We start from the raw sequence: 17989 nt of genomic DNA on the forward strand, positions 1-17989 counted from the left end.
CCGCTGAAGGAGTGCTACATCAGCACTCCTTCTTTGATAAAACCTAATCTTCATGTCCTATGAGTTCAAAATTATACTACTATACTTATTTGTTTGTCATTGTTTTCTATAGCTGTAGTACTCAGCCCGAAGAAGAAAATCAGCAAAGTACTAGCGCGCGGGTCAAAGCACTTTATACCCAAAACCTGAACCAGCTACTCATCAGGAGCGCCCATCTGGATAGTTTGATCAAGCATAGTACGGATGAAGCACAATTACAGCAGGCTTTCAAAGCTACGCGACTGGCGTACAAAAAAGTAGAGCCTCTGATGGAGCAATACAATCCTGAGTTGTCCAAAAAGCTAAACGGCCCGGCCATAGATAAGCACGATCTGCATGCTGCCGAACGCAAAATATGGTATGCTACCGGCTTCCAGGTGGTAGAAGAATATTTATTCCCTGAATTTGATCCGAAAGCCAGAGACCAGGCCGCTACAGAGATGTCCATACTGCATGGCTATCTTAAAGTATACCAGAACGATATTGAGGGCTTGCTGCTGTCAGACAGCAATATTTTTGAGGCCCTGCGGCTGGAACTGCTCCGCATCATGAGTCTGGGCATCAGCGGCTTTGATTCGCCCGTGGCTTTTCAGTCTATTCCCGAAGCGAGAGCTGCTTTGGAGGGGATGCAGGAGATACTGAATATCTATGCTGAACAACAGCAGACTGAGGCAAAAGAACTATTTGCAGAGATAGCAAAGGCGCAGCAATTTCTGGGTGACAATAACTCCTTTAATGATTTTGACCGCCTTACTTTTATCACCGAACATCTGGATGTCATTTCGCGGGAAATGCACGCCTTTCAGCAAGCGCTGGAGATACCCAATACTCAGTGGCTTACCGCGGTCAATCTGAAAGAGCCTTCTTTCTTTAGCGAGCAGGCGTTTAATACTGACTTTTTCGCTCCCCCTTTCAATCGCAACGCAAAGCCGCAGGCAGTGGCATTGGGCAAAATACTCTTTCATGAGCCTTTGCTTTCCGGAAATAATAGTCGCTCCTGTGCGAGCTGCCACCAGCCGGAAAAAGCATTCACCGATGGCCTGACTAAAAGTCTGGCGCTAAACGGTCATGATGAAGTCAGTCGCAACGCCCCTACCGTTATCAATTCCTCTTTCCAGCGTTTACAGTTTTATGATTCCCGCATGAATTTCCTGGAAGGGCAGGTAGCTGATGTGGTGGCTAATCCGGATGAGATGCATGGCTCAGTACAGGAAGCCGCCCGTAAGCTCTCCGCCAGCCCGGAGTATCAGCAGCTTTTCCAGGAGGCTTTTGAAGGAGATAGCATCACGGCTAAGAATCTTCAGAAAGCCATTGCCTCCTATGTGCGTTCGCTCAATGGCCTTAATTCACCCTTTGATCAGTACATGAGAGGTGACGACAGCGCCATGACGGTGGCACAGATCAGGGGATTTAACCTATATATGGGCAAAGCGAAATGTGCTACCTGCCATTTTCTGCCACTGTTTAATGGCACGGTTCCCCCACTTTATCTGGATACGGAATCTGAGGTTTTGGGCGTTCCGCAACAGAACGACACCCTCACTGCCACAGTAGACCCGGATGAAGGCAAACATAAAATTTATGGGGGAGAATTGCTGAAGTTTGCTTTTAAAACTCCTACTGTACGAAATACGGCCTTAACGGCTCCTTATATGCACAATGGCGTGTATAAGACTTTAGAAGAAGTGATTGATTTTTACAATCGTGGGGGCGGCGCAGGTATTGGGATTGCACTGGAACACCAAACTTTGCCTCCTGACCCCTTAAACCTGAGCAAACAGGAACAGCAGGATCTGATAAGCTTTCTGCATGCCCTCACTGATACCACCGGTATGACTTCCCGCCCAGGAAGAATTATTGTACCGGAAAATATCGCTTTACATCGTTAATTGCAGACAATTACCTTCACTATCAACATTATTTTTCAAAATTACTCCCTGTCATTTTATCTGGCAGGGAGTTTTATGTTTATCGGCTGCTCACCTGCTTGACAGATACCCATCCGGATTTGTCTATCACTTTGTCTGCGGGATTTCCTTTGTACTTTACCTGTGCGCCAAAGCCATTGGCTTCTACATGCAGGCGTTCGGTTGCATAGACAAAGAGAGAACCCGTACCATTGACTTCAGCATCAATAGAGGCTGCTTTCATTTCAAAAGCATCCAGTTCACCAGTACCTTCCAGTATCAGGCTTCCCCGGTTTACTACACCGCTGAGTTCTACATCGGCTGTACCAGCTATTTGCACCTCAATTCTGTCTACGGCTACCTCAATATTACTTTTCCCCATTCCCTCTGCGGTAAATCTGAAGTTTGAATTTCTGATGGGTGATTCCGTTTTCACGTCTACAATACCGGTTGCTTTGATCTCCTGTAGTCTACGATATGACAGATAGACGATAATCTTGGGATGCATATCCCAGACATCATCATCCCGCTCGTATTTAATATACAGTGTATTCCCACGGACAAAGGTTTTGATACGCCTCATATCTACATCACCACTGGCTTCCAGTTCCAGGGCAGGTGTATTTCCCTCCGTCAGGATCAGATCACCTCTACCTTCAAATTCAATGCGCTCAAAATCACCGATATTACGCTGTTCCAGGTTCTGAGCAGTGAGTGAAAAGCTCAGCAGCGTAGCTAAGCATAGAAAGGTTAATGTTCTCATAGTATTTAGGGTTTAATGTTATTTTACAATACGGTAGTTAAGGTTATAAAGGTTATTATACCGTTTTAATTACAAACATATTGATAAATAAAAAAGCCGCATCATCTGAAGACGATACGGCTTTTACTATGGATATGCAATGGGTTTATTCTGCGTCAGAAGGTAGCATCACTTCGTCAATATAATGCACTACCCCATTATTCCCTAGGCGGTCACCGGCTACCACCACTGCGTTCTCGGTTATGTCATTATCATCTACCAGTAGAATCGCATTGTCAAAAGTAATGGTGAAATTTTCTCCCAGCAGGGTACTCTGACTACCTGCTTCCAGCTCGGGGCTAAAAGTTCTGTCTTCAATTACATGGTACTGAAGAATATTAGTCAACTGATCGTTGGAAAGCTCTGCCAGAGAAGATACGCCCAATTCATCAAACAGCTTTTCAAAGGCTGCGTCAGTGGGTGCAAAAATAGTATAAGGACCTTCCTGGGTCAATACATCACTGATGCCTGCCTGAGCAATAGCTTGCTGCAAGATCGCCAGGTCTTCATCATCACCAATGATATCAGCCACAGTACTTTGAGGCTCCTCAAGTACATTATCCACTACATGAATCACACCATTGGTAGCATCAACATTTACTGGTCTCACAAATTGTGCGTTAGCATTCAGATAAATGCTTTGTTCAGTGGGGATCACATAAAGCGTCCCGTTCAGTGTCTCCTCTTCTTCTGATGTTACAAAATCTTCTATCAGCAGTTCTTCATTAATGACATGATATTCAAGGATATTCGCCAGTTCATCAGCACTGTAGTTATCCAGATTGGTAATACCTGCACTGATAAAAGCATTATCAGACGGAGCCAGCAGCGTAAAACTTCCTTCGCTATTCAGCTGATCCGTCAGATTTGCCTTATCAATGGCTGCGGCTAGCAATGTAAAATCGGGACTCTCTGCAATCTCTTCATAAATGGTAAGGTTACTCTCACCATTATCAATAATATCTTCTTCGTCATCTTCGCAACTCATCAATACTACTCCCATACTTAGAGCAAGTAGAATAGATAAAACACGAAAAATCCTGTTTTTTTCTATATTCAAAGTCATATGAAAAAATTTATTAATTCAAAAAATATTCCGTTTTGTAACTATTTTACAAGAGAAAGTGGGTAATCGTTCGGAGTAAAGCAGAAAAATCCGGATTTAGACCGGTTTTTCTTCAAATCCCTGTTTTATTGCAATTGTTTCTTCTTTTTTGGAGAAACTTTGTTTTTGATTACCAGGTAAATTCCGCTGAAAGTGAGGCAAATGCCTACTGCATGGAAGGTATAAAAAGTTTCTCCCAGAAAAAGTATAGCCATCAAACTGCCAAAAAGTGGAATCAGATGGGTAAATAAGCCTGCTGTATTGGCTCCCACCTTACGCACCGCTTCATTGAAAAAGAGGTAAGAGATAAATGACGGAAAAATTCCTAAGTAAGCGATTGTCATCCAAACTGCTGAGTTCCAGACTATAGGCTCAGCATAGGTATGTTCCCAAATGTAAAAGGGTAACAACATCAAAGTGCCTAGAAAAAAGGTAACCATCAGAAAGCTCAGTGGATGTATAGGAGGGCGAAACTTGAGTAAGACCGTATAGGTAGCGTAACATACTACAGCAGCGATAATCCAAAGATCTCCCCGATTAAAACCTGTATCTGAAAGTGTACTCAAGTCTCCTTTAGCCACTAATACCAACGTACCTAATAAAGAGATGACTATGCCCAATACCTGCCATTTTTTCAAACGATCCTTTAGAAAAAGATAGGATAAGACCGCGACTACTACCGGCTGAAAAGACTGTAAAAGTAGACTATTGAGTGCTGTGGTGGTCTGAAGGGCGAGATAAATCATGGTATTGAAGGCAGTGATACCCAGCAATGAAAGCGGTAACAGAATAGGAAGGTTTTGGCGAATTCTGTCCCAATCCTGCACCACTTTTTTCCCTCCAAAACCTGAAATTACTACCAATGCTATGCTCCAACGCCAGAATGCAAGACTTATCGGAGGTATATCGGTGGATATGGCTTTGCTCAACACAACATTGCCAGCCCAGAACAATGTGGCACCGACTAACAGCAGATAAGGATGCTTCATACCGCAATTTGACAGAAAGTGTTAAAACAAAAAAGAGCAGTACAATAAAATCGTACTGCTCTTTGCACTTTATGTGTGAACCTGCTAATTACATGTTTGGTGGTAAAATCACTTTGTCAATTACGTGAACTACTCCATTAGAAGCACCTACGTTAGCGTTTACAACAGAGGCGTTATTAATCATTACGCTTTCACCCTCTATTTCCACAGCAATGTCGCTCCCTTCTACAGTAGCTACATCCATTCCATCAGACAGAGCACTAGATTCTACTGATCCTGATACCACGTGATAAGTAAGGATAGCGACCAGTTTATCTTTATTTTCTGGCTTAAGGAGCATTTCCAGCGTACCTTCCGGTAATGCAGCAAATGCTTCATTGGTAGGCGCAAATACTGTGAAAGGACCTTCACCTTTTAAGGTTTCTACCAATCCTGCTGCTTCCACAGCAGCAACCAGGGTAGAAAGGTTATCTTGTGAGCCAGCCAGATCTACAATGTCCATGGACTGAGAAGGCTCTTCCATAGTTTCCATTGCCGAAGTGCTTTCCGTAGTAGTATTGTCATTATTAGCAGCATCAGTAGTGGCGTTATCGTTGCCTCCACTTGCGCAAGCAGCAAACGCTACAAACATCCCTGCTGTCATTAAAGAAAAAATTTGCTTCTTCATTATTTCACTAGTTTAGTTGAAAATATAGAAGCAGAACCTGAGTAGCTAATTAATGTTATGGGTATGGCTAATTTTGTTTAATTTATTTTTTAAATAGTTTAACAAATACAAATTATTTAGCGAATAATACTAATATCGTTTAATTTAACACAAAAATTCTTTTTCAATTTGAAGAAAAACTCATAAGAAAATTACCATACATCTGATAAAAAAAGAAATCCCGAACCTATAGCCCGGGATTTCATTCTTAAGAATTTACCTATTATTTTATGGAGAAACTGCCTCAGGAGTATTTACCTCAATATCATACTCTGCACTTCCGGGAAGGCCCGAAGCAGTCAGTCCATTCATTACAACCCGATAAGTGGTATTTCTATCAGCAGTATAGAAGGATACCGTAGCCTTACCTTCTTCATTGGTCTGTACATTAGGGTTCCAGTACAGAGTAGTGCGGTAATCTGGCAGATCAGTTTTACCCTCAGCAGTATATTTGGGAGAATAAAACTCTCTTACCTTGTGAAAGCCATGGGCAGTATGCAAAATAATATTATCTGAAGGTTCAGCTTCTTCATACTGTGGACCACCGCGCTTGGTATAAAGGGCAATCACACCACCTCCTCCCCGGCCACCATAGATGGCAGCAGAAGGACCTTTGAGCACTTCAATTCTGTCCAGATCGTACTGACTTACCATAGTCATGGCTGAGGCATCTACTGGCACGCCATCAATCAGGTAAAGTGGGGAGCCAGAACCACGGATTACGGCACGATAATCAAACATACCGGAGCGATAAATTTGCACACCTGGTATCCGGCCTTGCAATGATTCCAGAATATTTCCGGAAGGTGCTATAGGTAGTGTCTTGGCATCAATTACCACATCCGCTCTGCCATGCAGTTTGAAAGGTTCCACAATCTGTTCCCTTCTTTCCTGCACCACAATTTCTTTCAGCAACATTTCCTTCAGTCCCAACTGGGATTGTTCTACAGAAGCCTGGTTGGCGCTTCGGTTTACAAATTGCTCAGTAGTAGCAAGCAGTTGATCAGGAGCGATAAATTCTGCTTCTTCGCTCCACTGAGGCATAAAACCTCCTTCGTTCATCATGACTTTTACATCACGGCTACCTTTGGCGGTTGTGCCTTGTATGACAAGTTCTACGCTATCCGCAAAATCAAAACCTTCAAAAGAGAAATTACCTTCTTCGTCGGTTTCTTCTACCAGAAATATCTGGTGCTGGTCTTTCACATAAAGGATTACTTCTCCGTTTTCAACAGGATCACCATTCTCTTTTACCAGTTTACCATCAATAGATAAGGCTGCTTTTTGGGTGTGGGCCATCTGCGGTAGTTCTTCATCCCAGGCAAAGCGACGCCAGCCATGTGTCATCATCACATTGCGCAGAGCCTGTTTCTTTTCATCTGTAACCTCATTAAAATAATAGTCTGGCTGTTCCACAAACCCTTTGAGGTCAGAGGTTAATAGTAGATGAGAGAAAATGTTTTTCTTCTCCATATCCTCAGGCACCAGTTCTTTGTCAGTGATTGCCATAGATAAGTTAGCAGGCACAGGATTACCTGTAGCATCAGCAGTCTCCACAGTTAGGCTGACCTCTTCTCTTGTAAGATACTGAGGCTCATCCATTTTAACATTCAGTTTGAGCTGACGTTCCGGATGCAAAAATACCAATCTTTCTGCTAAAGGCTCACCTTCAGCAGTAGTCAGCGTAATACGATTGATTCCGGCGGGTAGTTCATTTTTGGCAATACTGATCTGATGCTCCTCTTCTTGAGGAAGCAATTCTTCTGAGTGCAACACTTTATCATTTCCTACTAAAGTCAGCAGTAAGTTTTCACGCTCTATTACATTACTTTTGACATCAATCAGCAACTGATCCTGCCCGGCATATTCATCTACAGATAATATGTATCCATTTTCCTGTACTTTAGGAAGCTGATATTGCTCAGTACTTCCATCCGCTTTAGTAAGTATGGCTACATACTTCTTTCCCGCTTCAGGCAGCATCATAAAAGCACCCATACCGGCATGAAGGCTCTCAAAAGTGGTAATGGTATTACCCTCACCATCCTGTATTTCACCTTTTACCGCTACGCCAAGACTTTCACGGTCAATAGCCTTAAAGGCGATAGTTGACTCTATACCTGCTACCCACTCTCCACCTTCAGGGAAGAACTGCAAATCGGCCAGCTTACGCACCTGATCGGTACTGTTTTGTTGCAATGCCTCCTGCTCAGTGTTAACTTCCCACACACGAATGGCTTTGCGGAAGAATGGTTCGTTGTCAAAATTGCGCATCCAGTCAGTATAGGCTACCATCTGGTACTCACCGCTTAGCAGCGAGTCCGATAAACTTAAGCTTCCTGCAATTTTCCCGTCTGTTGACTTAAGCTTGATACTTTCTACTTTCTCGCCCTGCTTATCCAGTATATCCACATACACTACTTCTTCCTGCGAAACAGGCTCGTTGGTAGCAGCATCTACCAGATAGGCTTTGAACCACACTGTTTCTCCGGCTACATACTGAGGTTTGTCCAATTGCACGTAAATTTTTTCAGGATGATAATTAACCCTGTAGGTCTGTAACTTCTGCTCTATGGTATTCATCAGACTTTTGATCGGATCTTCCTTCCAGATGAAGGCTGAAAGACCGAAAAAAAGGAGCAATCCACTGATGAGTGCTATTCTATATTTTTTCATGATTGTTCCTCTATTAGTTGGTACTACTATAAAGGCTTAGTGATAGGAATCGTTCCGCCTTTGCTGAATATAACGTACTAATAGACAGAATGGTATGAAAATACAAACATAATGAGGCGAACATAAGGCTGTTTCTCTGGTTATCAGGCTATACTATGTCAGCCTTGTTAAAACAAGATGGCAGCGCATAATATTGAACCAAAAAGTATTAAAGAAAGAGAGAACCCCAAATTTTTTAGACTTATGAGTGATGCTAAAGAAAAGATCATTGCTTCTCAAACGATCTCTAATGACTTATTAGCCGAAATGTCAGCTATGTTGAGCCAGAAAGACTTTGACCGGGAAAGCCTGCAATCTATTTACAAACGCCTGAAAGAATTATCTGATACACTCAATGAGATTCCAACAAAAGATGTGAAGTTTTAAGGGAGATAAATGCGAGTAAGGCTGGGAGTTTAGCGAGTAAGATCTATGATTAACTCCATCTTTACATACCTGCTCCCGCCGGTATTTTTCTCTTCTTTGATTGCCACTGTGGCAGCGTCTTTTTCTATGGATCTAATTTCCAGATACATTTCTTCTTCCTGAGCATTGAGTACAATGGTCAGAGCATTTTTGATACGCCAGAAACCTTGCTGCACCTGATTATCAGGCATTACAATTCTATAGGAAAAATCCTCGTTGAACTCAAAGACTGTACCTTCAGGAATACCCTGAAATCCCTTCCTGAATTTGTCTGCTAACAAAGAAGGATCAACTGCATGGCCGGATTTAGCTGATACCTGTGCTGCCATTTCTTCAAAATGCTGATGGATTTCTTTTCCATTGATAAGCATCTCCTGACTGTTCAAATACCACTTACCCAATATCTGATGATTAGGGGGCGTCACAAAAGCATCTGTTGACAGCTTGTATACGAAAGGATGTATAAATAATCCAAGAGTATAAATCCAGGTAAAGCTTAAATATCTCATAATATAAGATCAACTAATTCAAGCATTAAAGTACAAAAAAATATTATAAAAATTATATTTACTAATACTTGAATTATCAATCTTGCTATTTCAGCTATATTTGATGCGTAATTTTACATGAAATAATTAGTACAAAACTACTAATATTAATTTCAAATCAAACTTACGGTAGCCATGTCTGATTGAGCATAATTTTAATTATTTGAGTACTCAGAAAAAGAGTAAGCCAGTTAGGCTCGTTTAATAAAAGAAAGGGCAAGTCGGATTTTGTAATAGGGATACTTTTCTTTCAGTTGAATAAAAATATCTTTTAGCACCTCAGATTTATCAAGTTTATACCATGCCTGCATGATTTCGTTGATCTCTTCATCACTGATATAGGCAGAAATATCTACTGCTTCCCCCTTTTCATACAGGTAAGCAATATGACTGTATACTGTAAGCACATTCAGCCCTCTTTTTTCTCCTATCTCTTCCGGCGATTGCCCCTCCTTAAGCATAGCATAAGTTTCCAGATAGGTCTTTCCTTTAATATTTTTGGGAGTACTTTCTTTTAGCACGAAGGATTGAATGGCAGCCAGAAAAATCTCTCCATATTTTTCCAGTTTGTGTTTCCCCACTCCGGAAATAGAGGCCATATCGCTCAGATACATCGGCCGCTCAGCTACCATTTCCTGGAGGGTAGAATCATTGAAGATCACGTAAGCAGGTACATCTTCATGGTTTGCCAGATTTTTCCGCACATCACGCAGATGGTTAAAAAGAGCATCTTCAAAGGTAGCAGTCTTACTTTTTTCTGCTTTTTTAAGCGGTGTGTGACTGGGGGTGCACAACTTCACTTTTTGTCCTTCAAACAATACCTGCTCTCCTATATGCGTTACCAGCAGTTTGTTATAATCCGTGAAATCAATCTCCAGTAAGCCCTGATTGATCATTTGGCCAACATAGCTCAGCCAATCTTCACGACTGATATCTTTACCGGCACCAAAAGTCTTGATCTGGTCGTAGCCCTGGCTCATAATTTCCTTTCTCTCCGATCCTCTTAAAATATCCACCAACATATTTACTGCTACACTTTCATTAAGTCGCTTTACTGCTGATAAAGCCTTCTGACATAGGACAGTGCCATCAAAATGCTCAGGAGGATTAAGACAGTTATCACAGTGACCACAGGCCTCCGAGCGATGTTCTCCAAAATAGCTTAAGATCATATTGGTACGACAACTAGTTGCCTGACCAAACTCCAGCATACGGTTGAGCTTTGAGCGCTGCACAATCTTAAAGGACTCATCAGCAGCGCTATCATCTATAAACTGGCGCAGAATCTGTGCATCCTGAAAACTAAAGTAAAGTATAGTATCTGCTGCCAGACCATCTCTGCCTGCCCGGCCGATCTCCTGATAGTAGCTTTCTATATTTTTAGGGAGATTGAAGTGTAGCACATAGCGGATATTTGATTTGTCTATTCCCATCCCAAAAGCGATGGTCGCACAGATTACTTTGATTTCATCCTGCTGGAAAGCCTGCTGTATGCGATTTCGCTCCGCACCACTCAATTCTGCATGATAGTAAGCCGCTTTGATGCCCACTTCGCGGAGCGCACTGGATATTTTTTCCGTAGACTTTCGACTCAAGCAATAGATGATACCACACTCATCTTTTCGCTCTACTACATAATCCTTGATAGAATGTAACCTTTGAATGGCTGGCGCTACCTGAAGATGAAGGTTTTTCCGCTCAAAGCTGGATAGAAATTTCTGCGGATTTCTCAGTGCCAATTTCTCGGCAATATCGGTTTGTGTAGCCCTATCGGCAGTAGCAGTAAGCGCCATATAAGGTACTTCGGGAAAATGCTGCATCAGCTCCGGCAGGCGGGTGTATTCCTGCCTGAAATCATTTCCCCAGATAGATACACAATGTGCCTCATCTATGGCTATAAAGCTGACTTTTCTGTGTTTGATAAAATTAATGAAGGCAGGGTTCAGGGCACGTTCAGGGGAAATGTACAGTAATTTCAGCATCCCTTCATCCATCTGGGATTTGATCTCCCTCTTTTCTTCTGCTGTATTGCTACTGTTGAGCGCGGCGGCAGCGATCCCATTGGCTTTCAAAGCATCTACCTGATCCTGCATCAGAGCAATCAAGGGAGAAATGACCAGGGTAAGTCCATCCAAAGCCAAAGCAGGAAGTTGGTAACATAGGGATTTACCTCCACCGGTGGGCATGATGATCAGGCTATCCCGTTTTTTAAGCGTATGCGTGATAATTTCCTGCTGTTGAGGCCGGAAATTTTCGTAGCCAAAATAAGTTTTGAGAAGTTGATGAATATCCGCTGCCATGCCTTGAAATCTGTTCCGTGAAAAAGGGATGCAAGTTAATAAATTTGGCGGCGGATACAGGAGATTACTGAGGTTTCCTTTTCAACGGAGCCAGCAGATAATCCAGTCCGTTACTTTTGACGATCAACATGGTGGAAAGCAACATGCCCAGTTTTCCATTGGGAAAGCCTTTGTTGGCAAACCATTCCAGATAACTTACCGGCAGGTCACAAATCAGACGATCTTTATACTTACCAAAGGGCATTCTTACCCTTACCAAATCTTCCAGTATCTGTGGTTGTAATCCTTCCATAAAATTAATTTTCCACTTGCGCGAGGCAGCTTACAAAGTTATGATTTTACGCCTACTTATCAACCATAGGCTTGGTTTGAAGTTGATTTATCCTGATCTTGATCAACAAATTTATAGTTTGTCATAAGCGATTGCTATCCAACAACCTGATCCATGTTTTTTATATTTACTCCTCCACCTGAGCAGCTAAAAAAATTGCTTTTCAGCTTTTTATTCCTTGTTTTTACCTGCTCACAAGTTCATGCCCAGCTACCTCCGGTATTCTCAGATGCCTATCAGCAGATGGCAAAAAAAGATGAGCGCACCAAAGTATTTCTTTCCCCTCAAAAAATTCTGTGGCAGTCAACCGATGACAAGCAGCACATTCAAAACCCTGAAGTGTTATTGCAAGCAGGGAACGGGCAGTCTGATCTGAGTAATGTAAAAGGTACCTGCCTGCTGCGCAGCAGTGAAGATCATACCGCTTCCATTCTGCTCGACTATGGCAAAGAGCTGCACGGAGGACTGCAGTTGGTGACCTATTTTACTACTGAAGATCAAAAACCTATCAAAGTACGTCTAAGATTTGGAGAGTCAGCGATGGAAGCTATGGCCGAACCTTATACCGATCAAAATGCGACCAACGATCATGCACTACGTGACTTTACCATAGATGTACCCTGGTTGGGCAAAGTAGAAGTGGGCAATACCGGCTTCCGCTTCGTCCGCATAGACGTGCTTACGCCAAATGCTGACCTGAGACTGAGAGAAGCACGGGCTGCTTTCATCTTCCGCGATATTCCCTACCTGGGATCTTTCAAGTCCAGTGATGAAAGGTTGAATCAAATATGGGAAACCGGTGCGTATACGGTTCACCTCAACATGCAAAATTACCTTTGGGATGGTATCAAACGTGACCGCCTGGTATGGGTAGGAGACCTGCATCCGGAAGTAATGACTGTCAACACTGTATTTGGCTACAATGAAGTGGTGCCTAAAAGCCTGGACCTGATCCGCGATGTAACCCCTGCCACCGAATGGATGAATGGTATCAGCTCTTACTCTATGTGGTGGATCATGATTCATCGTGACTGGTACCAGTTTCATGGCAACCTGGCTTATCTGAAAGAGCAGGAAAGTTACCTGAATGAGCTTTTGCAGAAGCTGATAAGTTATATTGATAAAAATAACCGGGAAAATCTGGATGGCAACCGCTTTCTGGACTGGCCTTCCAGTGAAAATCCCCAGGCAGTACACGCGGGCTTACAGGCGTTGCTCATCATGACGCTGGAAGCCGGAGAGGAACTCACTGGAATTTTAGAAAATCATGAAATGCAGGCAGAATGTCGTGCGGCAGTTCAGCGTCTAAGGCAATATGTACCCGACCATGTAGGAGCCAAGCAGGCTGCTGCTCTCATGGCACTGGCTAAGCTCCTACCTGCTCAACAAGCTAACCAGGAAGTGATTGCTAAAAATGGTGCACAAAACTTCTCTACTTTTTATGGATACTACATGCTGGAAGCTATGGCGCAGGCCGGTGACTATGAAGGAGCTATGGAGATCATACGCACTTACTGGGGAGGTATGCTGGACAAAGGTGCAACTACCTTCTGGGAAGATTTTGACCTGGAAATGGCAAAAAACTCCAGCGCTATTGACGAGATTAATTTTGAGGAGACCAGAGACATACACGGAGATTTTGGCGAATACTGCTATATCGGTTATCGCAGAAGCCTTTGTCATGGCTGGGCAGCAGGCCCCACTCCCTGGTTGAGCGAGCATGTGCTGGGGATACAGGTAATAGAGCCAGCCTGCAAAACCATTCAGATTATTCCCCATTTGGGAGACCTTGATTGGGCAGAAGGCACTTTTCCTACCCCTTATGGTATCGTAAAAGTGAAACACGAAAAAGATGATCAGGGAGAAGTGCAATCCACCATTGAAGCGCCTGAGGAGATAAAGATTATTCGTTAATCCCTGCCATTGATGGAAATCTGCTCAATTATCAAGCGCTGCTTTATGATTATTAATCTGAAAAATATATTTTACAGGTTATTACAAAGCATCAATATGCTTATACACAGAACCTTAGCAATACAAATAACCTAAAACCTATTTTGATGAAGAATTTTAATATTAATCGCCGTCACTTTCTCAAAAGTGCATCGGCATCTCTGGCACTCTCTACGCTGGGGCCTGGCGGATTGGATGTCATTTTTCAGGATAAGCCCTTACGTGTGGGCTTGATTGGTGCCGGGTGGTATGGCAAAAGTGACCTTTTCAGGTTGATACAGGTAGCTCCGGTAGAAGTAATGGCGCTTTGTGACCCGGACAAAAATATGCTTTCGGAAGCAGCCGATCTGGTAAGCCAGCGCCAAAAATCCGGTAAAAAACCCCGGCTTTATAATGATTATCAAAAGTTACTGGCCGAGGAAGAGTTAGATATCGTAATTATAGGTTCTCCCGACCATTGGCATGCACTGCAAATGATTGATGCAGTGAAGGCAGGTAATCATGTGTATGTACAAAAGCCGATCAGTGTGGATGTAATGGAAGGCGAAGCTATGGTGGCTGCAGCCAGGAAGTACAACAAAGTAGTGCAGGTGGGTACCCAGCGCAAAAGTACTCCTCACCTGATAGATGCCAAAAAGGGAGTGGTAGATGCTGGCTTACTTGGCAAGGTATCGCATGTGGAGATGTGCTGCTATTTTCATATGCGGGCTAACGGCAACCCTCCGGTGCAGGAAGTACCTTCCTTCTTTGATTATGAAATGTGGACCGGCCCCGCCCCCATGCGCCCTTATGATGGACTTCCTCATCGCAGATGGTGGCGTACCTTCATGGAATATGGCAATGGCATTATGGGCGACATGTGTGTGCATATGCTGGACACAGTAAGATGGATGCTGGACCTGGGCTGGCCCAAACGTATCTCTTCCCAGGGGGGGATTTATGTACAAAAAGATGGCAAATCTAATATTGCTGATACTCAGTCAGCAGTGTTTGAATATGATGAACTGAATTGTGTTTGGCAGCACCGTAGCTGGGGCACTCCTGCTGACCCTGAATACCCCTGGTCCTTCAAGCTGTACGGAGAAAAAGGCACACTGGAAGGCAGCACTATGCAGGCTGATTTCATCCCTTATGGTGACGGAGAGAAAATTCATTTTGGTGTATTATACGAAAAAGAAAAATATCCTGAAGACCTAACGGAAAAGGATATTGAACTCAATGCAGCGCCTGCTACCCGCTTACATATGCTGGATTTCCTTGCTGCTATCAAAAACAACAGCAGACCGGTAGCAGACATACAAGAAGGCCATATTTCTACAGCAAGCTGTATATTGGCCAACTTATCCATGGAAACCGGTCGCCCTTTGGTATATGATCCAGAAAAGCAGCAGATTATTGATGATCGGGAAGCTAACGGACTTTTACAACGATCTTATCGTCAGCCCTGGACACACCCTGACCCTAAAAGTGTATAAAAAGTTAACTTATATGATTTCTGCGTAGTGTTGATCCATCCACTACGCAGATTAGATTTTAGGCAATAGAGCAAAAGTTACATTCCTTCCCCCATCATATTCTCTCAAAAAACGTAGCATTTTTTTGGCTGCAACTTCCTAATGCAGGAGAAACCTCACTCATGGATGAGCACTGACTGCCAGATGATATAAATTGTAACTTGCAAGAACTTATAAGCAATAAATATAAATTTGCTTATTGTAGTAAAATTGGGTTATGGCTATTAACGGACCAATATCCCAATTTATTCAAAATTGTGTTTTAGATAAATAAGAAATGAACTACTTTTAGCCTTTTGCTTTTATAAGCATATTTATCTTTTTATATAAGAAAAGCATATACACGCTTGTATTATTTTTTTTAGGCTACTTAATTGCATGGTTTTAGCGCTATTTTTTTTATGGTACTACAAGATTTGAAAGAAAAAACATCTGCTCAACACAAGCAGTTGGAATCACACCCTTTGCTTCATCAGCTTACTTCCTCCCATTTGTCAATTGCGGTGTACACCACCATTTTGCAAAAATTCTATGGCTTTTTCTCTCCTTTGGAAGAAGTGATAAGCCAATACTCACCTGAAAACTATCTTGAAGATTATAAAGAGCGCAGAAAAGCTCAGTTGCTGCTACAGGACCTGGAAAAAATTGATAAAGATCATAAGGAGCATATCCCCACCATCTGTCATGACCTTCCTTCAATTTCCAACATTGACAGTGCAATGGGCGCACTATATGTCATGGAAGGCTCAACGTTAGGAGGGCAAATGATCTCACGTCATGTGGAAAAGACGCTTGGATATACACCTTCTTACGGTACAGCTTTTTTTTATGGCTATGGCAAAGAAACCGGCAAACGCTGGAAACAGTTTCAGGAAGCCTTATGCTTTTTTAGTACTCAACGCACTACACATCAGCAGCTTATCTCCAGCGCCCAAAACACTTTTTCCAAGCTTAATACCTGGCTTAGTTTATGAAAAAAATGAATAAAAAAGATCACGAACAAAATCCTGGTAATCAGGAGAACGCTCAAATTTCCAAGAGTCAAGGCTTAGGTGACCGAACTTCCAGAGACTCCGAATTTTGTGGAAGTATCCCTCTTAACTTTCTCAACCTGATTCAGCCGCATGGTATGTTAATTCTGCTTAACCAATCCTATAAGATAGTACAGATCAGCGAAAATGTAAGTACAAGTCTGGGCCAAGCTTTGGAAGAGATCATTGACAAGCCCTTTGCTTCTTTGTTTGCCAACAATGGTTTTGAAGCTTTTCAGCAAAAAATAGAGCGACAAAAGCTGAATAATAATATTCCCCACATCCTTCACCTTGAAACATCAGAGGGTCTCCAGCGATTTGCAGGGGTCATTCATTTTCATGAGGAGTACCTGCTAGTGGAGTTGGAGCTTATTGAAGACGAAACTACCGATATCACCTTTATCAGTGCTTATCAGGAGATCAAATACATTATGGCTACGCTACAGCAGGCAAAAGACCTGGCTGAATTTGGTGCGATGGCTGCTAATGAAATTAAAAGTTTCTCAGGTTTTGATAGGGTCATGCTTTACCAGTTTGACTTACAGTGGAACGGCACTGTCATTGCCGAAGCACAAAATGGCGATCTTGAGCCCTATCTTAACTTAAAGTTCCCTGCTTCGGATGTCCCCAAACAGGCAAGAGAGCTGTATTTTAAGAATCCTTACCGGCTAATTCCCGATGTAAATTTTGAGCCTGTCAGGCTATTCCCTATTGTTAACCCATTAATTAATGGTTTTACAGATATTTCGGACTGCATCCTCAGGAGTGTTCCTCAGGTACATGTAGAATATCTGAAAAATATGAACGTGCAGGCATCCATGTCTACACCCATTATTGTAGATGGAAAGTTGTGGGGACTTATCTCCTGCCACCATACTACTCCCAAGCATGTCCCTTTTGAGCTGCGTTATTCTTTTGAGGTCCTTTCAGAACTCATCTCTTCTCAATTGGCCTCACGGGAAAGGGAGGAGAGGCTGAACTACTTTAGCAGCAGACGTACATTAGAATTAAAACTTTTAGAGCTGATCCATAAACATAAAGAGTTTGATCATGAAGTTTTAATGGAATCCGATATACTTCTAAAGCTTTTTCGTGCGGGTGGCGCTGCCCTGTTCTGGGGTAATCAATATGAAGGATTGGGCAAAATACCTTCAAAAGAGCAGGCTCAGGAGCTTATAAAATGGCTTAGGCTTTTCAATAAGGAGAAAATGTTCATCACCTCATCTCTATCTGATCATGTACGGACGGCTATCACCTATAAAGAGGTAGGTAGTGGCTTGCTGGCTATTCAGTTTTCTCATTCTCCACAAGGTTATCTTTTGCTTTTCAGGCCTGAAATTGTACAGACCGTTAACTGGGGTGGAAATCCCAATGAAGCAATTCGTTTTGAAGAAGATGGTAAAAGATATCATCCGCGAAACTCGTTTAAAAAATGGCAGGAGAAAGTGGAGTTCACGGCCCAACCCTGGGAAGAAGAATTGATAGAAGTTGCAAAAAATCTCCGAACAGTATTACTGGAAAAGGTGTTAATGGATTTGCAGGAATAGCCCTTTACACAGCCAAAAACCCTTTTTAGTTACTTTTACTTAACCATTAAATGTTATCAGGCTCTATTTTTTTAAG

General features: G+C 42.6%; 14 protein-coding genes. 6 read left to right on the plus strand and 8 right to left on the minus strand.

Annotated features, from left to right (window positions below):
- Nucleotides 1-59 precede the first annotated feature (59 nt).
- On the plus strand, nucleotides 60-1928 hold the full coding sequence (locus WJR50_RS07680; protein ID WP_341292664.1) for a cytochrome c peroxidase: 1869 nt from the start codon (nucleotides 60-62) through the stop codon (nucleotides 1926-1928).
- Between the two features lie 79 nt (nucleotides 1929-2007).
- Here the strand turns inward: WJR50_RS07680 and WJR50_RS07685 are convergent, their stop codons facing one another.
- The 5 genes from WJR50_RS07685 to WJR50_RS07705 all read right to left on the minus strand — a co-directional run bounded on the left by WJR50_RS07685 (nucleotide 2008) and on the right by WJR50_RS07705 (nucleotide 8224).
- Complete coding sequence (locus WJR50_RS07685) at nucleotides 2008-2709, minus strand: head GIN domain-containing protein (RefSeq protein ID WP_341292665.1); 702 nt, start codon at nucleotides 2707-2709, stop codon at nucleotides 2008-2010.
- Between the two features lie 145 nt (nucleotides 2710-2854).
- Nucleotides 2855-3814, minus strand: a complete 960-nt coding sequence (locus WJR50_RS07690; RefSeq protein WP_341292666.1) for a fasciclin domain-containing protein — start codon at nucleotides 3812-3814, stop codon at nucleotides 2855-2857.
- A gap of 125 nt (nucleotides 3815-3939) precedes the next feature.
- The gene (locus WJR50_RS07695; protein WP_341292667.1) at nucleotides 3940-4842 is read right to left on the minus strand and encodes a DMT family transporter; all 903 of its coding nucleotides are present in this window, start codon (nucleotides 4840-4842) and stop codon (nucleotides 3940-3942) included.
- 88 nt (nucleotides 4843-4930) lie between these two features.
- Nucleotides 4931-5509, minus strand: coding sequence for a fasciclin domain-containing protein (locus tag WJR50_RS07700; protein ID WP_445223457.1), 579 nt, complete (start codon nucleotides 5507-5509; stop codon nucleotides 4931-4933).
- 267 nt (nucleotides 5510-5776) lie between these two features.
- Complete coding sequence (locus WJR50_RS07705; protein WP_341292668.1) at nucleotides 5777-8224, minus strand: TonB-dependent receptor; 2448 nt, start codon at nucleotides 8222-8224, stop codon at nucleotides 5777-5779.
- 243 nt (nucleotides 8225-8467) lie between these two features.
- Here WJR50_RS07705 and WJR50_RS07710 point away from each other — a divergent pair, with 243 nt between their 5' ends.
- A complete protein-coding gene (locus tag WJR50_RS07710) occupies nucleotides 8468-8650 on the plus strand; it encodes a hypothetical protein (protein WP_341292669.1) in 183 nt (60 codons plus the stop codon).
- 29 nt (nucleotides 8651-8679) lie between these two features.
- On the opposite strand, the gene WJR50_RS07715 is transcribed toward WJR50_RS07710, so the two are convergent.
- The 3 genes from WJR50_RS07715 to WJR50_RS07725 form a co-directional block, all read right to left on the minus strand.
- On the minus strand, nucleotides 8680-9198 hold the full coding sequence (locus WJR50_RS07715) for a hypothetical protein (protein ID WP_341292670.1): 519 nt from the start codon (nucleotides 9196-9198) through the stop codon (nucleotides 8680-8682).
- A 230-nt stretch (nucleotides 9199-9428) separates the two neighbouring features.
- Complete coding sequence (gene recQ / locus WJR50_RS07720; protein ID WP_341292671.1) at nucleotides 9429-11537, minus strand: DNA helicase RecQ; 2109 nt, start codon at nucleotides 11535-11537, stop codon at nucleotides 9429-9431.
- A gap of 64 nt (nucleotides 11538-11601) precedes the next feature.
- Nucleotides 11602-11829 carry a DUF3820 family protein gene (locus WJR50_RS07725; protein WP_341292672.1) on the minus strand — a complete coding sequence of 76 codons (228 nt, stop codon included), beginning with the start codon at nucleotides 11827-11829 and terminating at the stop codon, nucleotides 11602-11604.
- Between the two features lie 153 nt (nucleotides 11830-11982).
- Between WJR50_RS07725 and WJR50_RS07730 the strand changes: the two genes are divergently transcribed.
- From WJR50_RS07730 to WJR50_RS07745, 4 genes are all read left to right on the plus strand, one after another.
- On the plus strand, nucleotides 11983-13782 hold the full coding sequence (locus WJR50_RS07730) for an alpha-L-rhamnosidase-related protein (protein ID WP_341292673.1): 1800 nt from the start codon (nucleotides 11983-11985) through the stop codon (nucleotides 13780-13782).
- A 146-nt stretch (nucleotides 13783-13928) separates the two neighbouring features.
- Complete coding sequence (locus WJR50_RS07735; protein WP_341292674.1) at nucleotides 13929-15296, plus strand: Gfo/Idh/MocA family protein; 1368 nt, start codon at nucleotides 13929-13931, stop codon at nucleotides 15294-15296.
- A gap of 440 nt (nucleotides 15297-15736) precedes the next feature.
- Nucleotides 15737-16309: a biliverdin-producing heme oxygenase gene (locus WJR50_RS07740; protein ID WP_341292675.1), complete on the plus strand. Its 573-nt coding sequence runs from the start codon at nucleotides 15737-15739 to the stop codon at nucleotides 16307-16309.
- A 5-nt stretch (nucleotides 16310-16314) separates the two neighbouring features.
- The gene (locus tag WJR50_RS07745) at nucleotides 16315-17913 is read left to right on the plus strand and encodes a GAF domain-containing protein (RefSeq protein WP_341292676.1); all 1599 of its coding nucleotides are present in this window, start codon (nucleotides 16315-16317) and stop codon (nucleotides 17911-17913) included.
- The last annotated feature ends 76 nt before the right edge of the window (nucleotides 17914-17989 follow it).

Origin of the sequence: Catalinimonas locisalis, from assembly GCF_038039535.1 — a bacterium.
In the GTDB taxonomy this organism is placed as follows: domain Bacteria; phylum Bacteroidota; class Bacteroidia; order Cytophagales; family Cyclobacteriaceae; genus Catalinimonas.

Bases quoted from the DNA above. Each gene is read 5' to 3' on its own strand.
- WJR50_RS07680 (WP_341292664.1), top strand. From the start codon at position 60: ATGAGTTCAAAATTATACTACTATACTTATTTGTTTGTCATTGTTTTC.
- WJR50_RS07685 (WP_341292665.1), bottom strand. From the start codon at position 2,709: ATGAGAACATTAACCTTTCTATGCTTAGCTACGCTGCTGAGCTTTTCA.
- WJR50_RS07690 (WP_341292666.1), bottom strand. From the start codon at position 3,814: ATGACTTTGAATATAGAAAAAAACAGGATTTTTCGTGTTTTATCTATT.
- WJR50_RS07695 (WP_341292667.1), bottom strand. From the start codon at position 4,842: ATGAAGCATCCTTATCTGCTGTTAGTCGGTGCCACATTGTTCTGGGCT.
- WJR50_RS07700 (WP_445223457.1), bottom strand. From the start codon at position 5,509: ATGAAGAAGCAAATTTTTTCTTTAATGACAGCAGGGATGTTTGTAGCG.
- WJR50_RS07705 (WP_341292668.1), bottom strand. From the start codon at position 8,224: ATGAAAAAATATAGAATAGCACTCATCAGTGGATTGCTCCTTTTTTTC.
- WJR50_RS07710 (WP_341292669.1), top strand. From the start codon at position 8,468: ATGAGTGATGCTAAAGAAAAGATCATTGCTTCTCAAACGATCTCTAAT.
- WJR50_RS07715 (WP_341292670.1), bottom strand. From the start codon at position 9,198: ATGAGATATTTAAGCTTTACCTGGATTTATACTCTTGGATTATTTATA.
- recQ (WP_341292671.1), bottom strand. From the start codon at position 11,537: ATGGCAGCGGATATTCATCAACTTCTCAAAACTTATTTTGGCTACGAA.
- WJR50_RS07725 (WP_341292672.1), bottom strand. From the start codon at position 11,829: ATGGAAGGATTACAACCACAGATACTGGAAGATTTGGTAAGGGTAAGA.
- WJR50_RS07730 (WP_341292673.1), top strand. From the start codon at position 11,983: ATGTTTTTTATATTTACTCCTCCACCTGAGCAGCTAAAAAAATTGCTT.
- WJR50_RS07735 (WP_341292674.1), top strand. From the start codon at position 13,929: ATGAAGAATTTTAATATTAATCGCCGTCACTTTCTCAAAAGTGCATCG.
- WJR50_RS07740 (WP_341292675.1), top strand. From the start codon at position 15,737: ATGGTACTACAAGATTTGAAAGAAAAAACATCTGCTCAACACAAGCAG.
- WJR50_RS07745 (WP_341292676.1), top strand. From the start codon at position 16,315: ATGAATAAAAAAGATCACGAACAAAATCCTGGTAATCAGGAGAACGCT.